17 protein-coding genes are annotated in these 18,223 nt (G+C 56.2%); 13 read left to right on the top strand and 4 right to left on the bottom strand.

The window, feature by feature from the left end; translation table 11 throughout:
• Positions 1 to 137: 137 nt before the first annotated feature.
• Both P8Z34_12795 and P8Z34_12790 read right to left on the bottom strand, forming a co-directional pair.
• On the bottom strand, positions 138 to 701 hold the full coding sequence (locus P8Z34_12795; protein MEJ2551553.1) for a hypothetical protein: 564 nt from the start codon (positions 699 to 701) through the stop codon (positions 138 to 140).
• Between the two features lie 171 nt (positions 702 to 872).
• Positions 873 to 2,159, bottom strand: coding sequence for a citrate synthase (locus P8Z34_12790; protein ID MEJ2551552.1), 1,287 nt, complete (start codon positions 2,157 to 2,159; stop codon positions 873 to 875).
• A 204-nt stretch (positions 2,160 to 2,363) separates the two neighbouring features.
• On the opposite strand from P8Z34_12790, the gene P8Z34_12785 reads away from it, so the two are divergent.
• From P8Z34_12785 to P8Z34_12750, 8 genes are all read left to right on the top strand, one after another.
• Entirely contained in the window at positions 2,364 to 2,795 is a 432-nt protein-coding gene (locus P8Z34_12785; GenBank protein MEJ2551551.1) for a Fur family transcriptional regulator, read from the top strand.
• Positions 2,796 to 2,820: 25 nt separating this feature from the next.
• Positions 2,821 to 3,780: an energy-coupling factor ABC transporter permease gene (locus tag P8Z34_12780; GenBank protein ID MEJ2551550.1), complete on the top strand. Its 960-nt coding sequence runs from the start codon at positions 2,821 to 2,823 to the stop codon at positions 3,778 to 3,780.
• Between the two features lie 3 nt (positions 3,781 to 3,783).
• A complete protein-coding gene (gene cbiQ, locus P8Z34_12775; GenBank protein MEJ2551549.1) occupies positions 3,784 to 4,569 on the top strand; it encodes a cobalt ECF transporter T component CbiQ in 786 nt (261 codons plus the stop codon).
• 3 nt (positions 4,570 to 4,572) lie between these two features.
• The gene (locus tag P8Z34_12770) at positions 4,573 to 5,283 is read left to right on the top strand and encodes an ATP-binding cassette domain-containing protein (protein ID MEJ2551548.1); all 711 of its coding nucleotides are present in this window, start codon (positions 4,573 to 4,575) and stop codon (positions 5,281 to 5,283) included.
• 71 nt (positions 5,284 to 5,354) lie between these two features.
• Entirely contained in the window at positions 5,355 to 5,942 is a 588-nt protein-coding gene (locus P8Z34_12765) for a TlpA disulfide reductase family protein (protein MEJ2551547.1), read from the top strand.
• Entirely contained in the window at positions 5,942 to 6,688 is a 747-nt protein-coding gene (locus P8Z34_12760) for a prolipoprotein diacylglyceryl transferase (GenBank protein ID MEJ2551546.1), read from the top strand. The genes P8Z34_12765 and P8Z34_12760 overlap by 1 nt, the downstream gene beginning before the upstream one ends.
• Before the next feature lie 169 nt (positions 6,689 to 6,857).
• Positions 6,858 to 7,544, top strand: a complete 687-nt coding sequence (locus P8Z34_12755; GenBank protein MEJ2551545.1) for a metal-dependent transcriptional regulator — start codon at positions 6,858 to 6,860, stop codon at positions 7,542 to 7,544.
• A gap of 219 nt (positions 7,545 to 7,763) precedes the next feature.
• The gene (locus P8Z34_12750; GenBank protein ID MEJ2551544.1) at positions 7,764 to 9,164 is read left to right on the top strand and encodes a GAF domain-containing sensor histidine kinase; all 1,401 of its coding nucleotides are present in this window, start codon (positions 7,764 to 7,766) and stop codon (positions 9,162 to 9,164) included.
• A 206-nt stretch (positions 9,165 to 9,370) separates the two neighbouring features.
• On the opposite strand, the gene P8Z34_12745 is transcribed toward P8Z34_12750, so the two are convergent.
• A complete protein-coding gene (locus tag P8Z34_12745; GenBank protein ID MEJ2551543.1) occupies positions 9,371 to 10,279 on the bottom strand; it encodes a TerB family tellurite resistance protein in 909 nt (302 codons plus the stop codon).
• A gap of 226 nt (positions 10,280 to 10,505) precedes the next feature.
• On the opposite strand from P8Z34_12745, the gene P8Z34_12740 reads away from it, so the two are divergent.
• Positions 10,506 to 11,366, top strand: a complete 861-nt coding sequence (locus P8Z34_12740; protein ID MEJ2551542.1) for an RNA 3'-terminal phosphate cyclase — start codon at positions 10,506 to 10,508, stop codon at positions 11,364 to 11,366.
• 21 nt (positions 11,367 to 11,387) lie between these two features.
• On the opposite strand, the gene P8Z34_12735 is transcribed toward P8Z34_12740, so the two are convergent.
• Positions 11,388 to 12,722 (bottom strand): ATP cone domain-containing protein, encoded by a 1,335-nt coding sequence (locus P8Z34_12735; GenBank protein MEJ2551541.1) that lies wholly within the window; start codon positions 12,720 to 12,722, stop codon positions 11,388 to 11,390.
• A gap of 254 nt (positions 12,723 to 12,976) precedes the next feature.
• On the opposite strand from P8Z34_12735, the gene bfr reads away from it, so the two are divergent.
• The 4 genes from bfr to P8Z34_12715 all read left to right on the top strand — a co-directional run bounded on the left by bfr (position 12,977) and on the right by P8Z34_12715 (position 18,183).
• Positions 12,977 to 13,456, top strand: coding sequence for a bacterioferritin (gene bfr, locus P8Z34_12730; GenBank protein MEJ2551540.1), 480 nt, complete (start codon positions 12,977 to 12,979; stop codon positions 13,454 to 13,456).
• Between the two features lie 279 nt (positions 13,457 to 13,735).
• The gene (locus P8Z34_12725) at positions 13,736 to 15,175 is read left to right on the top strand and encodes an NBR1-Ig-like domain-containing protein (protein ID MEJ2551539.1); all 1,440 of its coding nucleotides are present in this window, start codon (positions 13,736 to 13,738) and stop codon (positions 15,173 to 15,175) included.
• Between the two features lie 174 nt (positions 15,176 to 15,349).
• Positions 15,350 to 16,219, top strand: a complete 870-nt coding sequence (locus P8Z34_12720) for a dihydrofolate reductase family protein (GenBank protein ID MEJ2551538.1) — start codon at positions 15,350 to 15,352, stop codon at positions 16,217 to 16,219.
• Positions 16,220 to 16,458: 239 nt separating this feature from the next.
• Positions 16,459 to 18,183, top strand: coding sequence for a hypothetical protein (locus P8Z34_12715; GenBank protein ID MEJ2551537.1), 1,725 nt, complete (start codon positions 16,459 to 16,461; stop codon positions 18,181 to 18,183).
• Positions 18,184 to 18,223 lie beyond the last annotated feature (40 nt).

The following is an 18,223-nucleotide window of genomic DNA, read 5'->3' as shown; positions in this document are numbered from 1 at the left end:
CGCAGATCAAAAAATCCACAGTATCTACTCCAAATCTCATCATGTCGACCTTGCTTCAGCAGTTCTTTCGCGGTGATCATTGAATGACCTCCTCCATAAATGTAGTTACCGGATAATAAGTTCCAAAAATATGGTGTTCAATCTTGCATCATAGTCTTTATACAACTCCGAATACTCCTTAGATTCGGAAATAAAAAAGGTACAGACATCTTGTATTTTTCATCTCCGGGTATTGTCTTTATAAAGAAGAATCGATCCTCCGCCCAGACGAGTGCAACATCCATGAGCGTCCAGGCGATGGCTGCGCTGAGCGTAAACCGGGAAGGGTGGAGCAATAGCATACACACCGCGGCGCCGGCGAACCATAAGACGCCGGGGTGCCGGCTGAGTGCGTAGGTTCCGGTGTCGACGAGATAGGGGTGATCGGCAGGATGATTGCGCGGTGTCTTGAGCGGAATTTCGATGAGGACGGAATACAGTATCAGCGACACGAAAATAACCAGGCCGATCCAGGCCGGCACACGCACCCAGCCTGCGAACTCGGCCGCGGACGGTGTGGACAACACGCCCAGAAGTCCGATGAAAAATATGCCCCCGCTCAACAAGAAAAGCGGCTTGAGCCATGTGATTTTGTGCATCAACGCCCAATCGTATACGGCAATGAATGCAAACGCGATGCAGCCCAGGAAGATGGATGTCATCTGCTCGTTAGATACTTAGATTGCTGGCAACCAAGCGCTTCTGCATCAGATAATACACGGGACGCAGGGGGGCTGTCAAAGAGTACTTTAAGCCTGCTTCAATCCAAAATACGCAGGTAGAAACTCCCGGAGAAGCTGAATTCAGTTTGGTGGGATAATTCGGGCTGCGCTTCAGCGTTTTTCGATGGGGACGTAATCCCGCTTTTCGGCGCCGATATACACCTGCCGCGGTCGGGTGATACGCTGCTCGGGATCGCCGAGCATCTCCTGCCATTGCGTCAGCCAACCGACGGTGCGGCCCATGGCGAACAGCACGGTATACATATCGATCGGCAGCCCCATCGCCTGGTAGATGATCCCGGAATAAAAATCGACGTTGGGATACAGCTTGCGCGAGACGAAGTATTCGTCTTCCAGGGCGACACGTTCGAGCTCGAGAGCGATGTCGAGCAGGGGATTGCGTCCGGTCACCTTGAACACCTGATCGGCGATTTTCTTGATGATGACGGCCCGAGGATCGTAGTTTTTATAAACGCGATGCCCGAATCCCATCAAACGGAACTCCCCATTTTTGACGTGCTGGATATATTCGGGCACGCTTTCCACCGTGCCGATTTCTTTGAGCATGCGCAGTACGGCTTCATTTGCGCCGCCGTGAAGCGGACCGGAAAGCGATGCTGCGGCGCCCGTCATGGCGCAGAAGGGATCGGCTTTCCCCGATCCGATGGCGCGCATCACGCTGGCGCTGCAGTTTTGCTCGTGGTCGGCGTGGAGGATGAAGAGCACGTCCAGGGCGCGCTCGAAGATGGGGTTGGGTTTGTATTTGGTCTCGGTCATCTTGAAGAGCATGTTGAGAAAGTTGCCGGTGTAGGAAAGATCGTTGTCCGGCATCACGATGGGAAGACCCTGCAAGTGGCGGTAGGAGTAGGCGATGATCGTGGGAACCTTGGCGACGATGCGCCGGATTTGATGGTGACGCACTTCGGGGTCGTCCACCTGTTTGGCATCGGGATAATAGGAGGACATTGCCGCCAACGTGCTGATGAACATGTGCATCGGATGCGCATTGTTGCAGAAGGATTGGATCAGCCGCCTGAGATTCTCGTGGATGAAGGTCCGGTGAGTCACTTCATAGATCCAGGCATCAAGCTGTTCTTGCGTGGGTAGTTCGCCGTTCAGGAGGAGATAGGCAACTTCCAAATACGTGCTTTGCTCGGCGAGTTGCTCGATCGGGTAGCCGCGGTAGCGCAGAATACCCCTGGCGCCGTCGATGAACGTAATCGCACTCTTCGCAGAGGCGGTGTTGGTAAACGCCGGGTCGTAGCTCATCATACCGAAATCGTCCTCATTGACCTTGATTTGGCGCAAGTCCATGGCGCGTATGGTTTCGTGATTGATGGGTAACTCATAATTCTTACCCGTTCGATTGTCGGTGATGGTCAATGTATCTTTCGGCATGGATGTCTCCTTTGTTGAGGCGAACTGAAGTCAAACGATCTGTAATGAGCCTTGCTTACGCTCGGGCGTACGGTATTCATACATTGTACCGTGGAACACACTGCAATGTCTTGGTTTACTGCGGAGTAACCCATCCGGACCTTGACCTGCCGGGTTGAGGATGATATTCTATATGCAAATTTTTGCAACTGCAAGGATTTGCGTATGTCGTGTGGTGAGAGGCTGGCGAACGATCTTCGATCGAAGGGTTATCGGGTGACCCCGCAGCGCACCGTGATCCTGGAGACCATCGCGCACAAATCGGGGCATCTTTGTGCCCAAGACATATACTCCGATGCGCGGCGAAAATTGCCGGGTTTGAACCTGGCAACGGTATATCGTACGCTCGAGTCCCTGCACGAAGCAGGGATGATCGATCTCTTCAACGATGGTTCCAACCCGTCTCTTTTTGCGCTGCGCGATCCCTGCAATCCACACGGCCACCTGGTTTGTCAACAATGCCACGCCGTTTTCGACGTCGATCCGGAGGTTCTCGACCGGATCGTTCAGAACGTTTCTGCGGAAACAGATTTCTCCGTCAATCCCAATCACCTGACGTTGTTTGGCCTTTGCGCCGCTTGCCGGGGCGAAGGTTAATCCCCTATGAGGAGGACATAGCGCAATGTGGTTATCACCCCATCTACTGCACATTCCGGACGGTTTCCTTTCTACGCCTGTAGCCGTCGTCGGCTGGGCGCTCGCGTTCGTGTTCATTTCGGTTGCGATTCGCCAGACGAAGAATCAACTGGGCGACCGGCAGGTCCCGCTGATGGGCATCCTGGCGGCGTTCATTTTCGCCGCACAGGCGATCAATTTTCCCATCGCCGCAGGCACATCGGGGCATCTCCTGGGCGGTGCGTTGGCGGCCATTCTTTTGGGCCCGTGGGCCGCGACGCTGATCATGACGGCGGTCATCGCCATGCAAGGGCTTCTGTTTCAAGACGGCGGCCTGCTGGTGATGGGTTGGAACATCATCAACATGGGTGTGTTGACCGCTTTCGTCGGTTACGCGACGTATTCGTTCGTGCGTCGCGTGACGGGGGACAGTACGCGTTCTCGCCTGGCCGCCGCGTTTACCGGCGCCTGGCTTTCCGTGGAAGTGGCCGCTCTGGCCACTGCCCTGCAGTTGGCGGTCTCAGGCACCTCGCCGATTCAATTGGGACTGCCGGCGATGGCGGGCGTGCATGCCTTGATCGGAGTCGGTGAGGGTTTGATCACCGTCGGGGCGCTGGTTTTATTGCAAAAGGCTTCGAACGGCTTGCTCGTAGAAGGTGAAAACGCGCCTGGCCGCCGCAGCGCCAACATTATCGCCGCAGGTTTGCTCGTGGCTCTGATCGTGGCCTTGTTCTCACCGCTGGCTTCCGCGTCCCCGGATGGCCTCGAATTCGTCGCCGAACAAAACGGATTTCTCGACCGCGCACTCGATCCGACTTATTCGATCCTGCCGGATTACACCGTACCTTTCATCGCCCACCCCGTTCTGACGACGATCGTAGCGGTCGCCTTGGGTACACTGCTGGTATTTATGGTAGCATGGTTTGTGGGACGGAACACCACACGGAGTGAAGCCGCAGGGGATTGATCCTTGCACTACCATCTCACAGACCTTTACCGATTGCAGCCGAGTTTCCTGCATCGCCTGGATCCGCGCGTGAAGCTGCTGGCGGCGTTTGGTTACATCCTGGCCGTCAGCCTGACGCCGGAAGGCACGTGGTGGGCGTTCGCTTTTTTCTTCCTGCTTTTGCTCCTGGCTACATTTCTCACGCGATTGGGTATATTCTTCACGATCCGCAGGTCGTTCATCGTACTGCCTTTCGTGCTCGCCGCCCTCGCCGTGCCGTTCACTTCGCCGGGTCAGGTGATCTGGCGGATTCCGGGGTTGAACTGGGGGGTTAGCGAGCCGGGTTTGATCCGCTTCCTGAGCATCCTGGCGCGCAGTTGGCTGGCCGTTCAGGCGGCGATCCTGCTGACGGCGGTTACCCAATTCCAGGATCTCCTCTGGGCATTGGGGTCGCTTCGCTTTCCGCGCGTATTGGTTTCGACGATCGGCTTCATGTACCGCTATCTCTTCGTCTTGGCCGACGAGGCAACCCGCATGATGCGGGCGCGCGCATCTCGCAGTGCACGCGTTCCGGGCAGTCGTCGTCGATCGCTTCTCTGGCAGGGAAGGACCGCCGGCGCCATGGTGGGCAGCCTTTTCCTGCGAGCGATCGAACGCAGTGAGCGGGTCTATGCGGCCATGCTGTCCCGTGGCTACGACGGTCAGATGCGCTCGTTGACTCATTTTCATATGCGCGCCAAGGATTGGATTTCGCTCGTGACGGTCGGTTTGCTGCTGATCGTCCCGTTGAGCGTAGATTGGATGGTTTGAGCAATGCATCACACGATCGAAGTACGTGATCTGCAGTTTACGTATCCGGATGGACGCGCCGCATTGCGCGGCGTGAGCTTCTACATTGCGCCCGGCGAAAAGGTCGCACTCGTCGGCCCCAACGGCGCGGGCAAATCGACGCTCATGCTGCATCTCAACGGCATTCTCAGAGACCGGGGAGAAGTCCGCGTCTGCGGGACGCTCGTTGAAGAACGCACGTTGGGTGAAATTCGATCCTCCGTGGGGTTGGTCTTTCAAGATCCGGACGATCAGCTGTTTTCACCAACGGTGTTCGACGACGTCGCCTTCGGACCGCTGTACATGGGATTGCCCGAGGCCGACGTGCGGGCGCGCGTGCAGCGAGCTCTCGAAGCGGTGGAACTGCGCGGCTACAGTGATCGGGTCTGCCACCATCTCAGCGGCGGCGAGAAGAAGCGCGTGGCCATCGCCACCGTCCTTTCGATGGATCCGGAAATCCTGGTGCTCGATGAACCGACTGCGGGGTTGGATCCGCGCGCTCGCCGCAGTTTGATCCATTTGCTGCATGTTCTGCCGCAAACCATGCTCGTTTCTACGCACGATATCCCCATGGTGGCCGAGTTGTTCGAGCGCACCGTGGTGATCGATGAGGGAGAGATCGTCTACGATGGGTCGACCCAATCGCTGATGACGGATCGAGATTTGTTGGCGCAGCATGGTCTGGAAGCGCCTTGATCCGATCCCGCTGCGAACGGATGTAGATCCATTCAACGGAAGGTACGGTTCTGAGGGTGAGAAAAGCAGGCATGCATTCCACGATGCAGCGCATCGTCCCCTTCATGCGGGACCGAAAGCGCTGGACGGCCTTCACGGCCTTGGTGATGTTGCTGGGCATGGCCTGGACAGGCGCATCGATGGTCTCCGATGCGGAAATTTCCAGCGCGGGGATCGCGAGTCCGCAGGAAGGTTTTTTGGCGCCGGATTTCGAACTCGACACGCTCGACGGCGCAGCCGTATCGCTGGCTGCGCTCCGCGGCCGCGTCGTCGTGGTCAATTTGTGGGCATCCTGGTGCCCTCCGTGCCGTGCGGAGATGCCTGCGCTTCAGGCGCTTTACGAGGAATTCGCCGCGCAGGATCTGGTCGTGCTCGGAGTGAACATGACCGATCAGGATTCGGCGGCGGAAGCGATCGACTTTGCCGACGAGCTCGGGCTGACGTTTCCCATTGCCTTCGACCGCAGCGGTGAGGTGGCGAGGTCGTACGGGATGCGCGCCTTGCCGAGCACCTACTTCGTCGATCCGGGCGGCGTCATCCGCCGGGTGATCATCGGTGGGCCGTTGAACGAGGCCACGCTTCGAAGCATCGTGATGGACTTGCTCGAGGAGGCGCAGTAATGCTTCCGATCGTGAACCTTGGGCCTCTGGCATTACCGCTGCCGGGGCTTTTACTTATCGGTGGCGTTTGGCTGGCCACGTTGACCATCGACCGGGAAGCCGGCCGTAGGAGCCTCTCCGCCAGCACGCTCAACAATCTGGTCTTCATCGGCTTGATCGGGGGCGTCTTGGGCGCGCGACTGGGGTACGTCTTGAGTCACATCGATGCCTACGTGAACGCCCTGCCGGACGTTTTCTCACTGAATACCAGCACGATGTCGCTGGGAGACGGGCTGCTCGTCGGTTCGATCGCAGCGTTGATCTACGCCCAGCGCAGGGAATTGCCGTTGTGGTCGACGCTGGATGCATTCACGCCCGGCCTGGCGCTGTTTTCTATCTTCGTCGGATTATCCCACCTCGCCAGCGGCGATGCGTACGGTGCACCGACCTCGCTGCCCTGGGCGCTGCGGTTGTGGGGCGCCGAGCGGCATCCGTCACAGGTGTACGAGATCGCGGCCGCCTTGCTGGTGTTCTGGATCGTCAGCCGGCTCAAGCTCGCGGCTCCTTTTCCCGGGTTTCTGTTCCTCACATTCATCGCCGCGTCCGCCGCCGGCCGTGTGTTCCTGGAAGCGTTTCGGGGAGACAGCGAGATCGTATTCGGCGGCGTACGCAGTGTGCAGCTGTTGGGATTGACCGTTTTACTGCTCGGTCTTTTCGGGCTGCACCTCCTGGCAAAGGATGCCCGAACGATGAAGGCGGAGTCTTAACCCGCCATTCCATTTTCTCCTTCTTGTAGTAGCGCAATTGGCTGCAGATGAGTCGGCATCTGCCCTTCTCGTCCTGACGGGTCGGCAAGCTGTAAATAGCCGCGTTGACGAGGTTGGATTGCGCCAGTACAATGCAGCCTGAAGGACGTGTGCGATTGAGGATCATGCGATGAAGCCGCTTTCCTCCGCCGTGGAGGATTATCTGAAGACGATCTACGAGATCCAGCGCGAAGAAGGCAACGAGCGGGTGAGTACGTCTGCGTTGGCGGATAAAATGAAGGTCACCCGGGCTTCCGCCACCGGCATGCTGAAGAAACTCTCGACTTGGGATCCGCAGTTGATCCATTACGAACGTTACCGCGGGGTCCGGCTAACGCCGGCCGGCGAGAAGATTGCGTTGGAGGTCATCCGCCACCACCGTCTCGTCGAACTCTACTTGACCGAGGCGCTCGGTTTTTCGTGGGACGAGGTGGACTCCGAAGCCGACCGTTTGGAACACGTGATATCGGAAAATCTCGAAAGACGCATCGCGGCGATGTTGGGTGATCCCAAACTCGACCCGCACGGTTCCCCCATTCCGGATATGGAGGGAAATCTACCGCAGCTCGACGAAACCCAATTGACAGAACTCAAGGTCGGGCGGCAGGCATGTGTTTCCCGCGTTCTGGACGATGACCCGGCAGCTTTGCGTTATTTATACAAAATCGGTCTGCAACTCGGTGCATTGGTGGAAGTCATCGGACGATTGCCGCTTTCCGACATGATCGAAATCCGGGTCGTCGGCACGGGAGATATCCACACACTCAAACGAGAGCTGACGAATCGTGTCTACGTCTCGGCGGGCCCTGATAGATAAGCGTCAACCGGTGATTGGTTCGGGCTGGAATGCCCCGGCGCGCAGTTTGTAGGTTGATTGTAAACACGATATGCGGTCTTCATGGTGCATACTTGTAGGAATAGAGTGCAGGTAACGTTGAATTGAGATCCGCGGATGTTCACCGCTTGTCATTTCCACGTTCGTGTGCTGCGGATCGAGGATCAAGTGCTGCGGAAGGTATGCCCGGAGAATTGGTAAATGCTTGATTGGCATCAATCGCTACAAACGATCATTACCGAGATATCCTCCATTCTCGGGCAGCGTATGGATGCGTCCTCGTTGTTGGCCCTCCTGCCGGTCGTCGCTTTTCTGAACGATCTTTTCGGAAACCGGGATCGTCCCAAAGACGAGAAACCATCCAATATGTCGGTTTCCGATCGCGAGCATTTACTGCAGCGGCAGCTACAGCAACTGCGGTCGCTTTTGAGCATGACCACATCACTGAGCGCCACGTTGAATTACGAGCGCGTTTTGGAAATGACTCTCGATCTGACCTATGGAGTCCTCGACGAACCCGGCTTGCCGGCGAGCAAGATCGTCGGCGCTTTGCTGCTTTTTACGGACGATGCGCTGTACATTGCCGCTGCGCGGGGACTCACCCACGCCGACATGCGGGTCACGTTTTCAGGCGAACAAGGGATGCTTGAGGAGTCTTTGTCGAGCGGATCGCCGCGCATGGTCTCCAATCCGAGCAGCGATCCGGAGCTCCAGCGTCTGGTGGGCGTGCGTTCGTGCAAGGTCGCCGTTTGTATGCCCTTGATCGTCGGTATCGAAGCGTATGGATTGCTGCTGTTTGCCCATCCTCACCCAGATTATTTCACTCCGGATCGTTTGGAGATCATCGCCGCTGTCGCCAATCAGGCCATGGTGGCGCTGCAAAACGCGCAGCTCTACCGCGAGCTCGAGCAGGAAAAAGAACGGATCATGGAAATCCAGGAAGAGGCGCAGAAGAAATTGGCGCGCGACCTGCACGATGGGCCCACGCAGTCCATCGGCGCCATCGCCATGCGGGTGAATTTTGCCCGCCGTCTTCTTTCTCGCGATCCCGACTCGGCCGCCGAAGAACTCTTCAAGATCGAAGAATTGGCACGGCGGACGACCAAGGAAATCCGCCAGATGCTCTTTACGCTGCGGCCTTTGGTGCTGGAATCGGAAGGCCTGGTGCCTGCAATCCGGCAGCTGGCGGAAAAGATCCACGAGGCGCACAAACAGAATGTGATTGTGGAAGCGGATGAGGGCGTGGGCGAAAACATCGAGGTCGGGAAGCAGGGCGTAATCTTCTTCATCGTGGATGAAGCGGTGAACAACGCCCGCAAGCACGCGCAGGCCGAGCACATCTACGTTCGTTTGAAGCGCAAGGGCGATATGTTGTTCCTGGAGATACAGGACGACGGCGTGGGCTTTGATGTTGCTGCGGTGGAAGAAAATTACAATCAACGCGGCTCCCTCGGAATGATCAACCTGCGCGAACGCGCCGAGTTGGTCAACGGGTTGCTGCACATCGATAGCGCCAAAGGTAAGGGGACGCGCGTACAGGTGACGATCCCGATTACGTCTGCCGCCGCCGAACACCTGCACCGGGCGGGATATTCCAAGTAAGAACGTGTCAAAGACTCAGTAGATCATTCGATTGGGGTCATTATTAGACGCTGTCCCAATCATGTTGGACGCTGGCTGCAGATATCCACCCGCAGCCGACGGGCGAGGGATACACATCCATCGCCAGCGATAGCTCATCAGAGAGCTTCTTTTTTTACTGACTGCCGTTTGTCTAATGCACTACGCCGGAGTCTTCAAAGGGACGTTCAGGAGCGGGCGCTCAATTTGGCGTCGATGAACTGCTTGTGGGTTAACTTGAGGACCTGTGCGATCTTACGGATTTCTTCGGTTTCGTCGTGGGACAGATCGCCGTCGGCGGCTGCAACTTGAAAGAGCGCACGCACGAATTTGATGCGCTCTCCTTCGTCCGTGGCGATGAAAAATTCTCGGGAGAGACGATAGTAGTCCACGCCTTCTTCAAAGGCGCTGATGGCGGTCTCGGCTACCAGCGCCGCCGTTTCCTGCCGGAGGTCCCAGCTTTTACGCAGGATTTCCACGATCGACGCTCTCTCTTCCGTCGTAACGTCTTTGTCTACGAAGGCGACGCGCGAGAGCAGTCCGCTGGCCAGGCAAAGCTTTCGGAATTCTTCGTCGGAAAGCGGAATCTCCGCCTCGTTCTCCCCCAGTTTTCGTTTCATCTTGTAGTAGATGCGGTTGCGGATGAAGTCTTCCAGATATTGTTCCCGATTGGCGGTTCCGGCTACAGTCCGTGACCGTTTTTTCGCCGAGGCGAGTATCATCTTCCCCATGCGGCTGAAGATGTTGGTGTTGATCGAATCGATCGCGGATTGAATCTCATTGGCAACGGCTCGCTCCTCGGGTGTTACGGTGCCGTCCGCCTGGATCAACCGTTCCAGAGTTTCAGAGGCGAGCTCCTTATCCTTGCGGGTCCGAATCGCTGCCCGCAGGTCATGCAGCAAGCGATTTCTCTCGGATGGGTCGATTGGCGAGTCGATGTAAATGTCCAGTTCCGCCCAGTCCCTGGCCGACAGACCGGGCAAGTGAAAGAGCAGGTCTTTCAGGGCGTTGATTTCGTCGTGGGAGACCTCTTCGTCGGCCCAGGCAGCGGCGACGAGAACTTTCGCAAGGGAGAGTATCAAATCACTTTTCGGCATCTTTGCTTTCTCATTCCAACATCATATCACGCGAATGACGAAATCTCCGTCGGCAGCCATGAACGCCCGGAAGTAAATCATCCGTTCGCATCGGTTTCTTATTGGGAGGATATCGAGGCGATCCGGCCTGGAATTTGCGAGGCCGGTATTGCATATTACAGGCGGTTTTCAGGCTTGTTTGCTAGAATGACGGCGGCCGGTGTGGAAGTCCGTTACAGGAGCGGCGGTGATCGAAATCGATGGTTCTCAGGGAGAGGGTGGCGGGCAGATTCTGCGCAGCGCGCTGGCGTTATCGATCGTGACCGGAAAGGCCATGTGTGTGCGCAGGATCCGAGCGCGGCGTTCGAAACCCGGCCTGCGCGCCCAGCACTTGAAGTCCCTCGACGCGGCGGCGCAGATATCGGCGGCGGCTGTCGACGGCGCTCACCTGGGTTCTTGCTACCAGTACCTCGACTGGCAGTGGGTACATTATCTGGCGCGCTGCGGTTACCGCCTCGATTTATCCCTCGAGCGGGCGGGTTTTTTCCCGCAGGGCGGCGGGCGTCTCCAGGCGAACGTTTTCCCGGCGGGTGAGATCTCGCCCCTTCGTTTGATGGAGCGTGGCGAACTCCGTGGGATACGCGGCGTGTCGATTGCCTGCAATCTGCCGCAGCACGTCTCCGAACGGCAGCGAAGGCAGGCGCTCCGACGCTTGAAGATTTTGGGATGCGGTGTCGAGATCGAGATTGATACGATGCCTTCCTTCAACAAGGGTTCGCTCTTGTGTCTTCTGGCTGAATTCGAAAACGGCCGCGCCTGCTACTTCGGCCTGGGGGAACGCGGTTTACCGGCGGAACGTGTGGCGGACCATGCCGTGGACCAACTTCTGGCGTTCATCGAAAGCGACGGCTGTGTTGATCAATACCTCGCCGACCAGCTCCTGCTCCCGCTGGCCTTTGCCGGAGGGGCATCGGAGCTCCGCACTTCACAGATCAGCCAACACTTATTGACCAACGCGAACGTGATCCGTGCTTTCACTTCGGCGAAGATCGAACTGCTGGGCGAAGTGGGTGAATCGGGCACGGTAAAAATCAAACCCGCAAATTAGGCGACTCGTCGTTCTCCGAGTTCAGTGCACGAGGCCGCCGCCGATGAATTCTCGTAATACGGATTCCATCGGTACGGCGGAATCATCTTCGATCGGTTCGACGGCTTCGAGAAAGTGACAAACCCGTTCGGCGCGCACATATGCGTCCTCCCGCAGGGGGTCTTCCTTATAAAGGTCCCGCCACTCGAGGAAACGATCCAGCATCCGCGGACGATAGAGGGCGATCTCGTACGGCATGCTGCTGTTGAGGATGTGGTCGGCGGTGTTGATGTAGGGGATGATGTTGCGCATTTCGCTGGTGCGAACGTAATGCCAGTGTTCGAGCGTCTGTTGCGGATTGTAGGCGCGGTGTTTCGCGTCGCGCAGCATCCTGCGGATCAGGCGCAGATCGGTCCAGCGGATGTATTTCCCCTCCGGGGTCTTCATCTGCAGCAGCGGTTCGAGGTAGAGTTTCATCTTGAGCTCGGTGGGGATTTGTTCGGTCATCTCGGGGTAAAGACCGTGCAGGCTGTCGATGAGCAGGATCTCACCCGGCTGCAGCTTGAAAGGCGTGTGATCGGGAGACCGTTTTCCAATCTTGAAGTCGTAGAATGGGATGCGTACCTCCTCCCCTTTGACGATGCGTTTGAGGTGCTCATTGATCAAAGCAAGATCGAGCGCTTGGGGAGTTTCGAAGTCGTAATCCCCGAATTCGTCTTTCGGGTGCATTTCAAGATCGAAGAAATAATTGTCCACGTTGAGGGAAGCGAATTTCATGCCCATGCGCTTCAAGCGCTGTTCGATTTTGAGCGTCGTCGTTGTTTTACCCGAAGAGGACGGGCCGCTGATCAGGACCATTTTTAGCTCCTCGCGGCGATCTGCGATCATCTCGGAGGCGATATCGACGTCTCCTTCGTAAGCGGCTTCTGATTCGCTGACGATTTGTGCGAACTCGCCATCGTGAATGCGATCATTGAGGGCATCGACCGTATGCACGTTGTGCGACACCGCCCAATCCAGCGATTGCCATAATTTCGCCCAGGGGATGTTGCCCGAAGGCCGGCTGATCAGCTCGCCGGAGTCTCGACTGCGCGCCCGCTCCAGGCGGTAGATGATGTAGGCCTTGGCCACTTTGGCGTGGCCGTTTTCGATGAGCACTTTTTCGACGACGTCCTGAATTTCCTCGATGTGGGGATTGTGCCCTTCGGGACATTGTTCTTCCAGTTTCTTGACGACTTGCTGCGCCAGTTCCTCGGCTCGCTCTCGATCGCGGCCTCCTACAGCCACTGCGGCGCGATAGATGGCGTTGGTGATCCGGTCAGGGTTAAATGGGACGATCGCTCCACTCCGCTTGACAACATGCGTAATTTTGGGCATCTCGATCCTCCCTATTCTGGTGTGCATCTTCCGTGTGCGAGTGAATGATTCGTATGTTAATCATATCGCAGATCGCAGCGCCTGTTGAGCATGAAGCGCAGGGCTTGCTGATCCAGAGTGTATACGAGCAGGTCGACGCCGTTAGTGACATTAATCATTCACAGGATGTTGGTTGTACTCTAGGCGATTGGCGGTGCAGGCCATATAATTGAACTGTATCGCAATCAAATATGGAATAATAATGGAGGGAGATTATGAAGGGCGATCCGAAACTCATTCAGAATCTAAATGCACTTCTGGCGGATGAACTCACCGCCATCAGCCAATACATGGTTCACTCAGAAATGTGCAACAACTGGGGATATCGGGAGCTTCACGAGGCCAAGGAAAGTCAGGCCATCGATGAAATGCACCACGCCGAATGGCTCATCGAACGCATCCTGTTCCTCGAGGGCAGACCCGTGGTTGATAAGCTGCTGCCCATGTCGTTTGGGAAGACCGTACTCGAGATGATCAAGGTCGACCAGACAGCGGAAGCTGGTGCGGTCAAAGCGTATAACGAAGGCATTGCGCTGGCCAGCGAGCTGGGCGACGAGAGCACCGCAGATTTGCTCGTCACCATCCTCAAGATGGAAGAGGGGCATATCGATTGGGCGGAGAAACAATTGGCCCAAATCGAGCAGATGGGCCTCGAAAATTACCTCTCTCTGCAGATCGGTGAGGAAGAGGAATAGCAACCCATTTCCCTCGATGAAATCGAAATAGTGCACAGGGTTGGTCCGAGGATCGACCTGCACAACAACCATCCACCCATTTTCTGGCGTGGATGGTTTGCATTCCGGCGATGGCGAATAGTGAATCTCAATCACAGTCCTGGAGATCGTTTCCGAGAGAATTTAACACCCTGTTACAGGCATTTTACCTTTCGGCAATCACCTGCTAACACCCCCGGGATAGTCTTGGTCAAATCCGATGCAACGGGATCGAGAGGGGAAGATCCCGGGAGGAATGAAATGAAACCCATCCACTGGTCCGTTGTACTTGTAATCGCTATCTTAATCTCGATATGTTTGGCGGGCTGCAATTGGAGTCTTGAATCCGGAAATCCGGTCGACGGCTCGAATGAAGTCGATGCAGCCATCGCCAGCGGTCCTACGCCCACCTTACAACCGACGCAGGGATCGGCAAACGTCCAGCAAGCTCTTCCGGATTGCGTAAACCGTTTCGCTCTGTCGGGAACGGTAAACATATCCACCGGCCAGTCGTTCCAGGCAGGTGAGACCTTCGATGTGGTCTGGCCGCTTGAAAACACGGGTACTTGCGTCTGGGATGCGGATTACGTGCTGACGCTGGTATCCGGAGAAGCGCTTGGCGCACCGACGTCCCTTTCTCTGGGCGCTGACGTATCCCCGGGTGAGATGCACAGCATCACATTCCAGATGACGGCTCCCTCGCAGGCGGGTGTCTATACATCGATGTGGCGCTTGCAAAGCGGCACGGGTGAGATTTTTGGGCAAGATACTCCACCTGATGCACCCCTGCGCATCTCAATAAAGGTCGTCGGAACCGGGGCGGCCATTGCTGAGCCCACATCCACGCCGACCAATTCGTCGCCAACGGATGGGAACGTTGCCCCGAATCCGTATCCGTTCGTGGATGCGGTCAGCAAGGCAATGGGGGAGACGATGACGGTCAACCAGTGTTTCGATCTGGTATCCGGAGAAGTGATCAGCTGTGGGCATCCGCATGCGGATTTCAAATACACCTACGCCAGCCAGCAAGGCGGCAATCTTCTGCCCTGGAACGAGTTCGAATTTTCCGGTGAACGGGAATCTCTTCCCAGCCAGGAAGATTGTCAGGATGCGTCGTATTACGGCCTGAGCTTACAGCTGGCGCTTCCGGCCGAATCATCTGCAGGGAAGTTCTACGGCTTCCATACCGAGTATGACGGCGATGCGGTCTACGGGATGATCCAGCCGACGGATTTCAACGCCGGTGGATTGACTTTCAACTACATCACCTTCGAACCCGAATCTGAATTTCCGATAATGAAAGCAACCGCAATTCCCAACCTCAATTTGTTTGTCATCCTGCAGATGGAGGGAGTTACGCTGCTGGACGAGGATTGTTATGATCTGACCAGCGGGCAGGAAGTGTCGTGCGGCAGTTCGGATGCCAGTTTTCGCTACAACTACAACGGCTACTACGGTGGGATCCTGGAGGCGAAACCGGCGATCGAATTTGCCGCGGCGGTGACGTCTCAGCCGACGAAAGTCAGTTGTTCGACCTCGGCGTACATTTACGAAGCGGCCGTCACGCTCGATTCGTATGCGACAGAGGTCTACGTCTGTTTCGAGGCGGTGTACGATGGGGACACCGTATACGGTTGGCTGCATCCGACCCATTACAACGCAAACGGCATGACCTTCGACTTCGTGCTCTACGAACCATGATATCTGCACGACGATAGGGGCCGGGAGTATGGATGACGGGTGTTTCATCCCGTCATCCTCTTCTTATTCTTCCGCAGAGTCAGCGAAGGATCGAGATCGCGCTCCAGACGAAAAAGAAGAATGATGCTAAGATTGCATCTGGTATTCGCTTCGTGCTTCAGAGGAGGATTTCGCGTGGCGGATGAGGTGCTCCAGCTTTACCCATTGCCGGCGAGAAAGGTTCCGCTGAAAGGTCTTTATCTCGCCCACGATCTGCGCCATCAACCTGATTCGAATCGGCCCTTTCTGCTCGCCAACTTCATCACCAGTTTGGATGGCCGCATTTCGATCGAGCCCCATATCGGACGAGAAACGATTCCGGATCAAATCGTCAACGCACGCGATTGGCGGCTGTTCCAGGAACTTGCCATCCAGGCGGATCTGCTGCTCACCACAGGCCGCTACTTGCGGGACTATGCTGCCGGGGAGGTCCAGGACATCTTGCGGGTCTACGATGATCCGAATCTGACCGATCTAAAGGATTGGCGCATCGAGCGCGATTTGCCGCCGTATCCGGACCTGGCCGTGATCAGTGGGAGTATGAAATTCCCCGTGCCGGAGACGCTGCTGCGTGGGGACCGGAAGGTGTTGGTCTTCACGACCAGGAGTGCGGATGCCGCGCTCATCCAGGATGTCGAAACCCGGGTGGATGAAGTCATTGCCGTAGGAGAAAGTTCGGTCGACGGACGGGAACTCAAAGCGGCGCTCACGGCGAGGGGCTATGGGGTGGCGTATTCCGCGGCGGGGCCCAAGGTGCATCGCCTTCTTCTGGCCGCAGGCGTTTTGGATCGCCTGTATCTCACCCTGGCAGGCATGTTGCTGGGCGGCGAGCGTTTCTCGAGCATCGTCGAAGGTGCGCTTTTCGATGCCGCAATTGCATGTCGCTTGTGCAGCCTCTACTACGATCCGGCCGGGCTTGAAGGCGGCGGACAGTTGTTTACGTCCTACGACGTCATTCCGGAAACGAAACAGCAGAATCATCACGAAAGCCAACCTGATTCGTAAGCCATCTGTAAAGCCCAATCTCGTTACCCTCTGCAATAATGAATACAGCTTTTCAAACGTATTTCCGAGTGATTTTCGCGTGGTCCACATTCGGAGGAACGCAGCATTTTCGTTTTCGTGTTTGGTTTCCAGATCTCGAGGAAGGGCCAGATTGGTTTCACTGCAGCCATCGATTCAAATCCAAAGCCAGTCGTCCCGGGAGGTAGACCGTGAGATGTAAATCGTGTGGATCAGAGCTCGTGAGTGAAGCGGACATCTGCCTTTTTTGTGGTACGCCGGGTGGTGTTTCACCTCTACCGGCGGAAGACATTGACCTTCCTGTAACGCCTTGGAATCAATCCCTGGATCGAGTTTCCTACGCTCAGGATCGCCCCTGGGCTGAATTGCGATCGAAAATCTTGATCGATGAATCGCACAAGGAGCGAACCTGGACGGATGATTTCATGCCTTTCAAGCAATACTTGCGTGAGCGAGGAAGCGTCATCGTGGAAAAGGACGGTCCGGTCATGGGTTCGAAGTTGGATGGGGTAAAAATGATTGTGGTCGGAGGCCCCGAGAAACCCTGGTTGCTTAATCGCAAGGCGGACCAATGGCACGACGAGGAAATCGTCCAAATGCAGCAGTACGTAAAAGATGGCGGTTGCCTGTTGGTCATGGGAGATAAACTATCGGATGCGGCAAGATTGAGTGCATTGACCCAACCTTTCGGGATCTTTTTCACTCGTGAAACGGTAGGAGACGTTGCCGTCCATCGCTCCGACATGGCCCGACATCCCATTCTGGAAGGTGTAAGCGAACTCCGCCTGGGCAATTTTCACGGCAGCGGAGGCTACCTGCTGAACGTAACTGCGCCGGCATTCGCATTGGCGTGGGTGAAAGGGCAGCCCGTCCTTGCCGCCTGCTATTTTGGGCACGGGATGGTCGTTGCGATTTCGAATCTGATGATTTTCTCAGAACGGTATATATCCGAAGCGGGCAATGAAGTGTTCCTCGAAAAGCTGATCGATGAAGTGTTGCGCGAGGACAAAACCCAAAAAGTACAGCGTATGGATGAGTTCGTAGGGGGATACGCGGAAGCCATGTTGTCACTGGAGCCTACTGAGGAAGGCGCGTACGAGGAAATCAAGCTCGTTTATCCCGAAGAAAACCTGGCTGAGAAAGTCGAGGAATTTTCTGAAGTTGAAGTCGACGGGGAATACGATGGACCGTTCGACCTGGATGCAGAAGATGAAGAATCGGGCGATGGTTTTGAAGAGTGTGAGCCTGTCTGGCGAGAGACGCTCGACGAATTGATCGCAGTCTGGCAAACGTGGGAAGAAACCTTTGAAGCGTTCTTTGCCGATTACGAAAGCGTCGAGGAAGCGGAATACCCTGAAGATCGCGAGCTGCTCACGGATGTCTGGGAGCGCGACATCGAACACTGGCAGCCGAAATTCATCGAATTGACGGAGCGTGAGCTTTCACTCTGGGGGGACATGTATGCACAGGGTGAGATCGACAAAGTGAGCCGCACCTTGTTGCGCGATCTGCTGGTCAACCGAAAAACAGCCATCGTCCAACGAGAGCAGCAGATTGAAATTCTCATGAATCAACTCGAGGCAATGGAAAGCGGGGATAGGTTCGCCGTCGAGGAGTTGTTCGACGATGCCACCGACATCAGTTACGCCGCTGCTCTACTTCGCAACGATTATGTGGATTTGCTGCAGAATTTGAAAGATCGCGGGCTTCCCATCCCCGAAGAACATATTCCAGAGAGTGAGGAAATGGAGAAGGATGATTGGGAGCGAGGATGGTCTCTCATCGAGTGGATGCAGCCGATCCTCGTGCCCGAGAATGGGAAAGTACGTGTTGGGGTATCCGAAGACTCAATCGACGAATCCGCGTCGATACTCGATTTGCAAGATATCGACGACGAAAAGGAAGGCTTGACCGATCAGGACGACTTGAATCTCAAGGCGGCATAGTCTCGCGCACACAGGCAGGCAGGAGATCGGAACGATCCAG

It is taken from the genome of Anaerolineales bacterium (genome assembly GCA_037382465.1).
In the GTDB taxonomy this organism is placed as follows: domain Bacteria; phylum Chloroflexota; class Anaerolineae; order Anaerolineales; family E44-bin32; genus WVZH01.
This window is presented reverse-complemented; position numbering and strand designations above follow the sequence as displayed.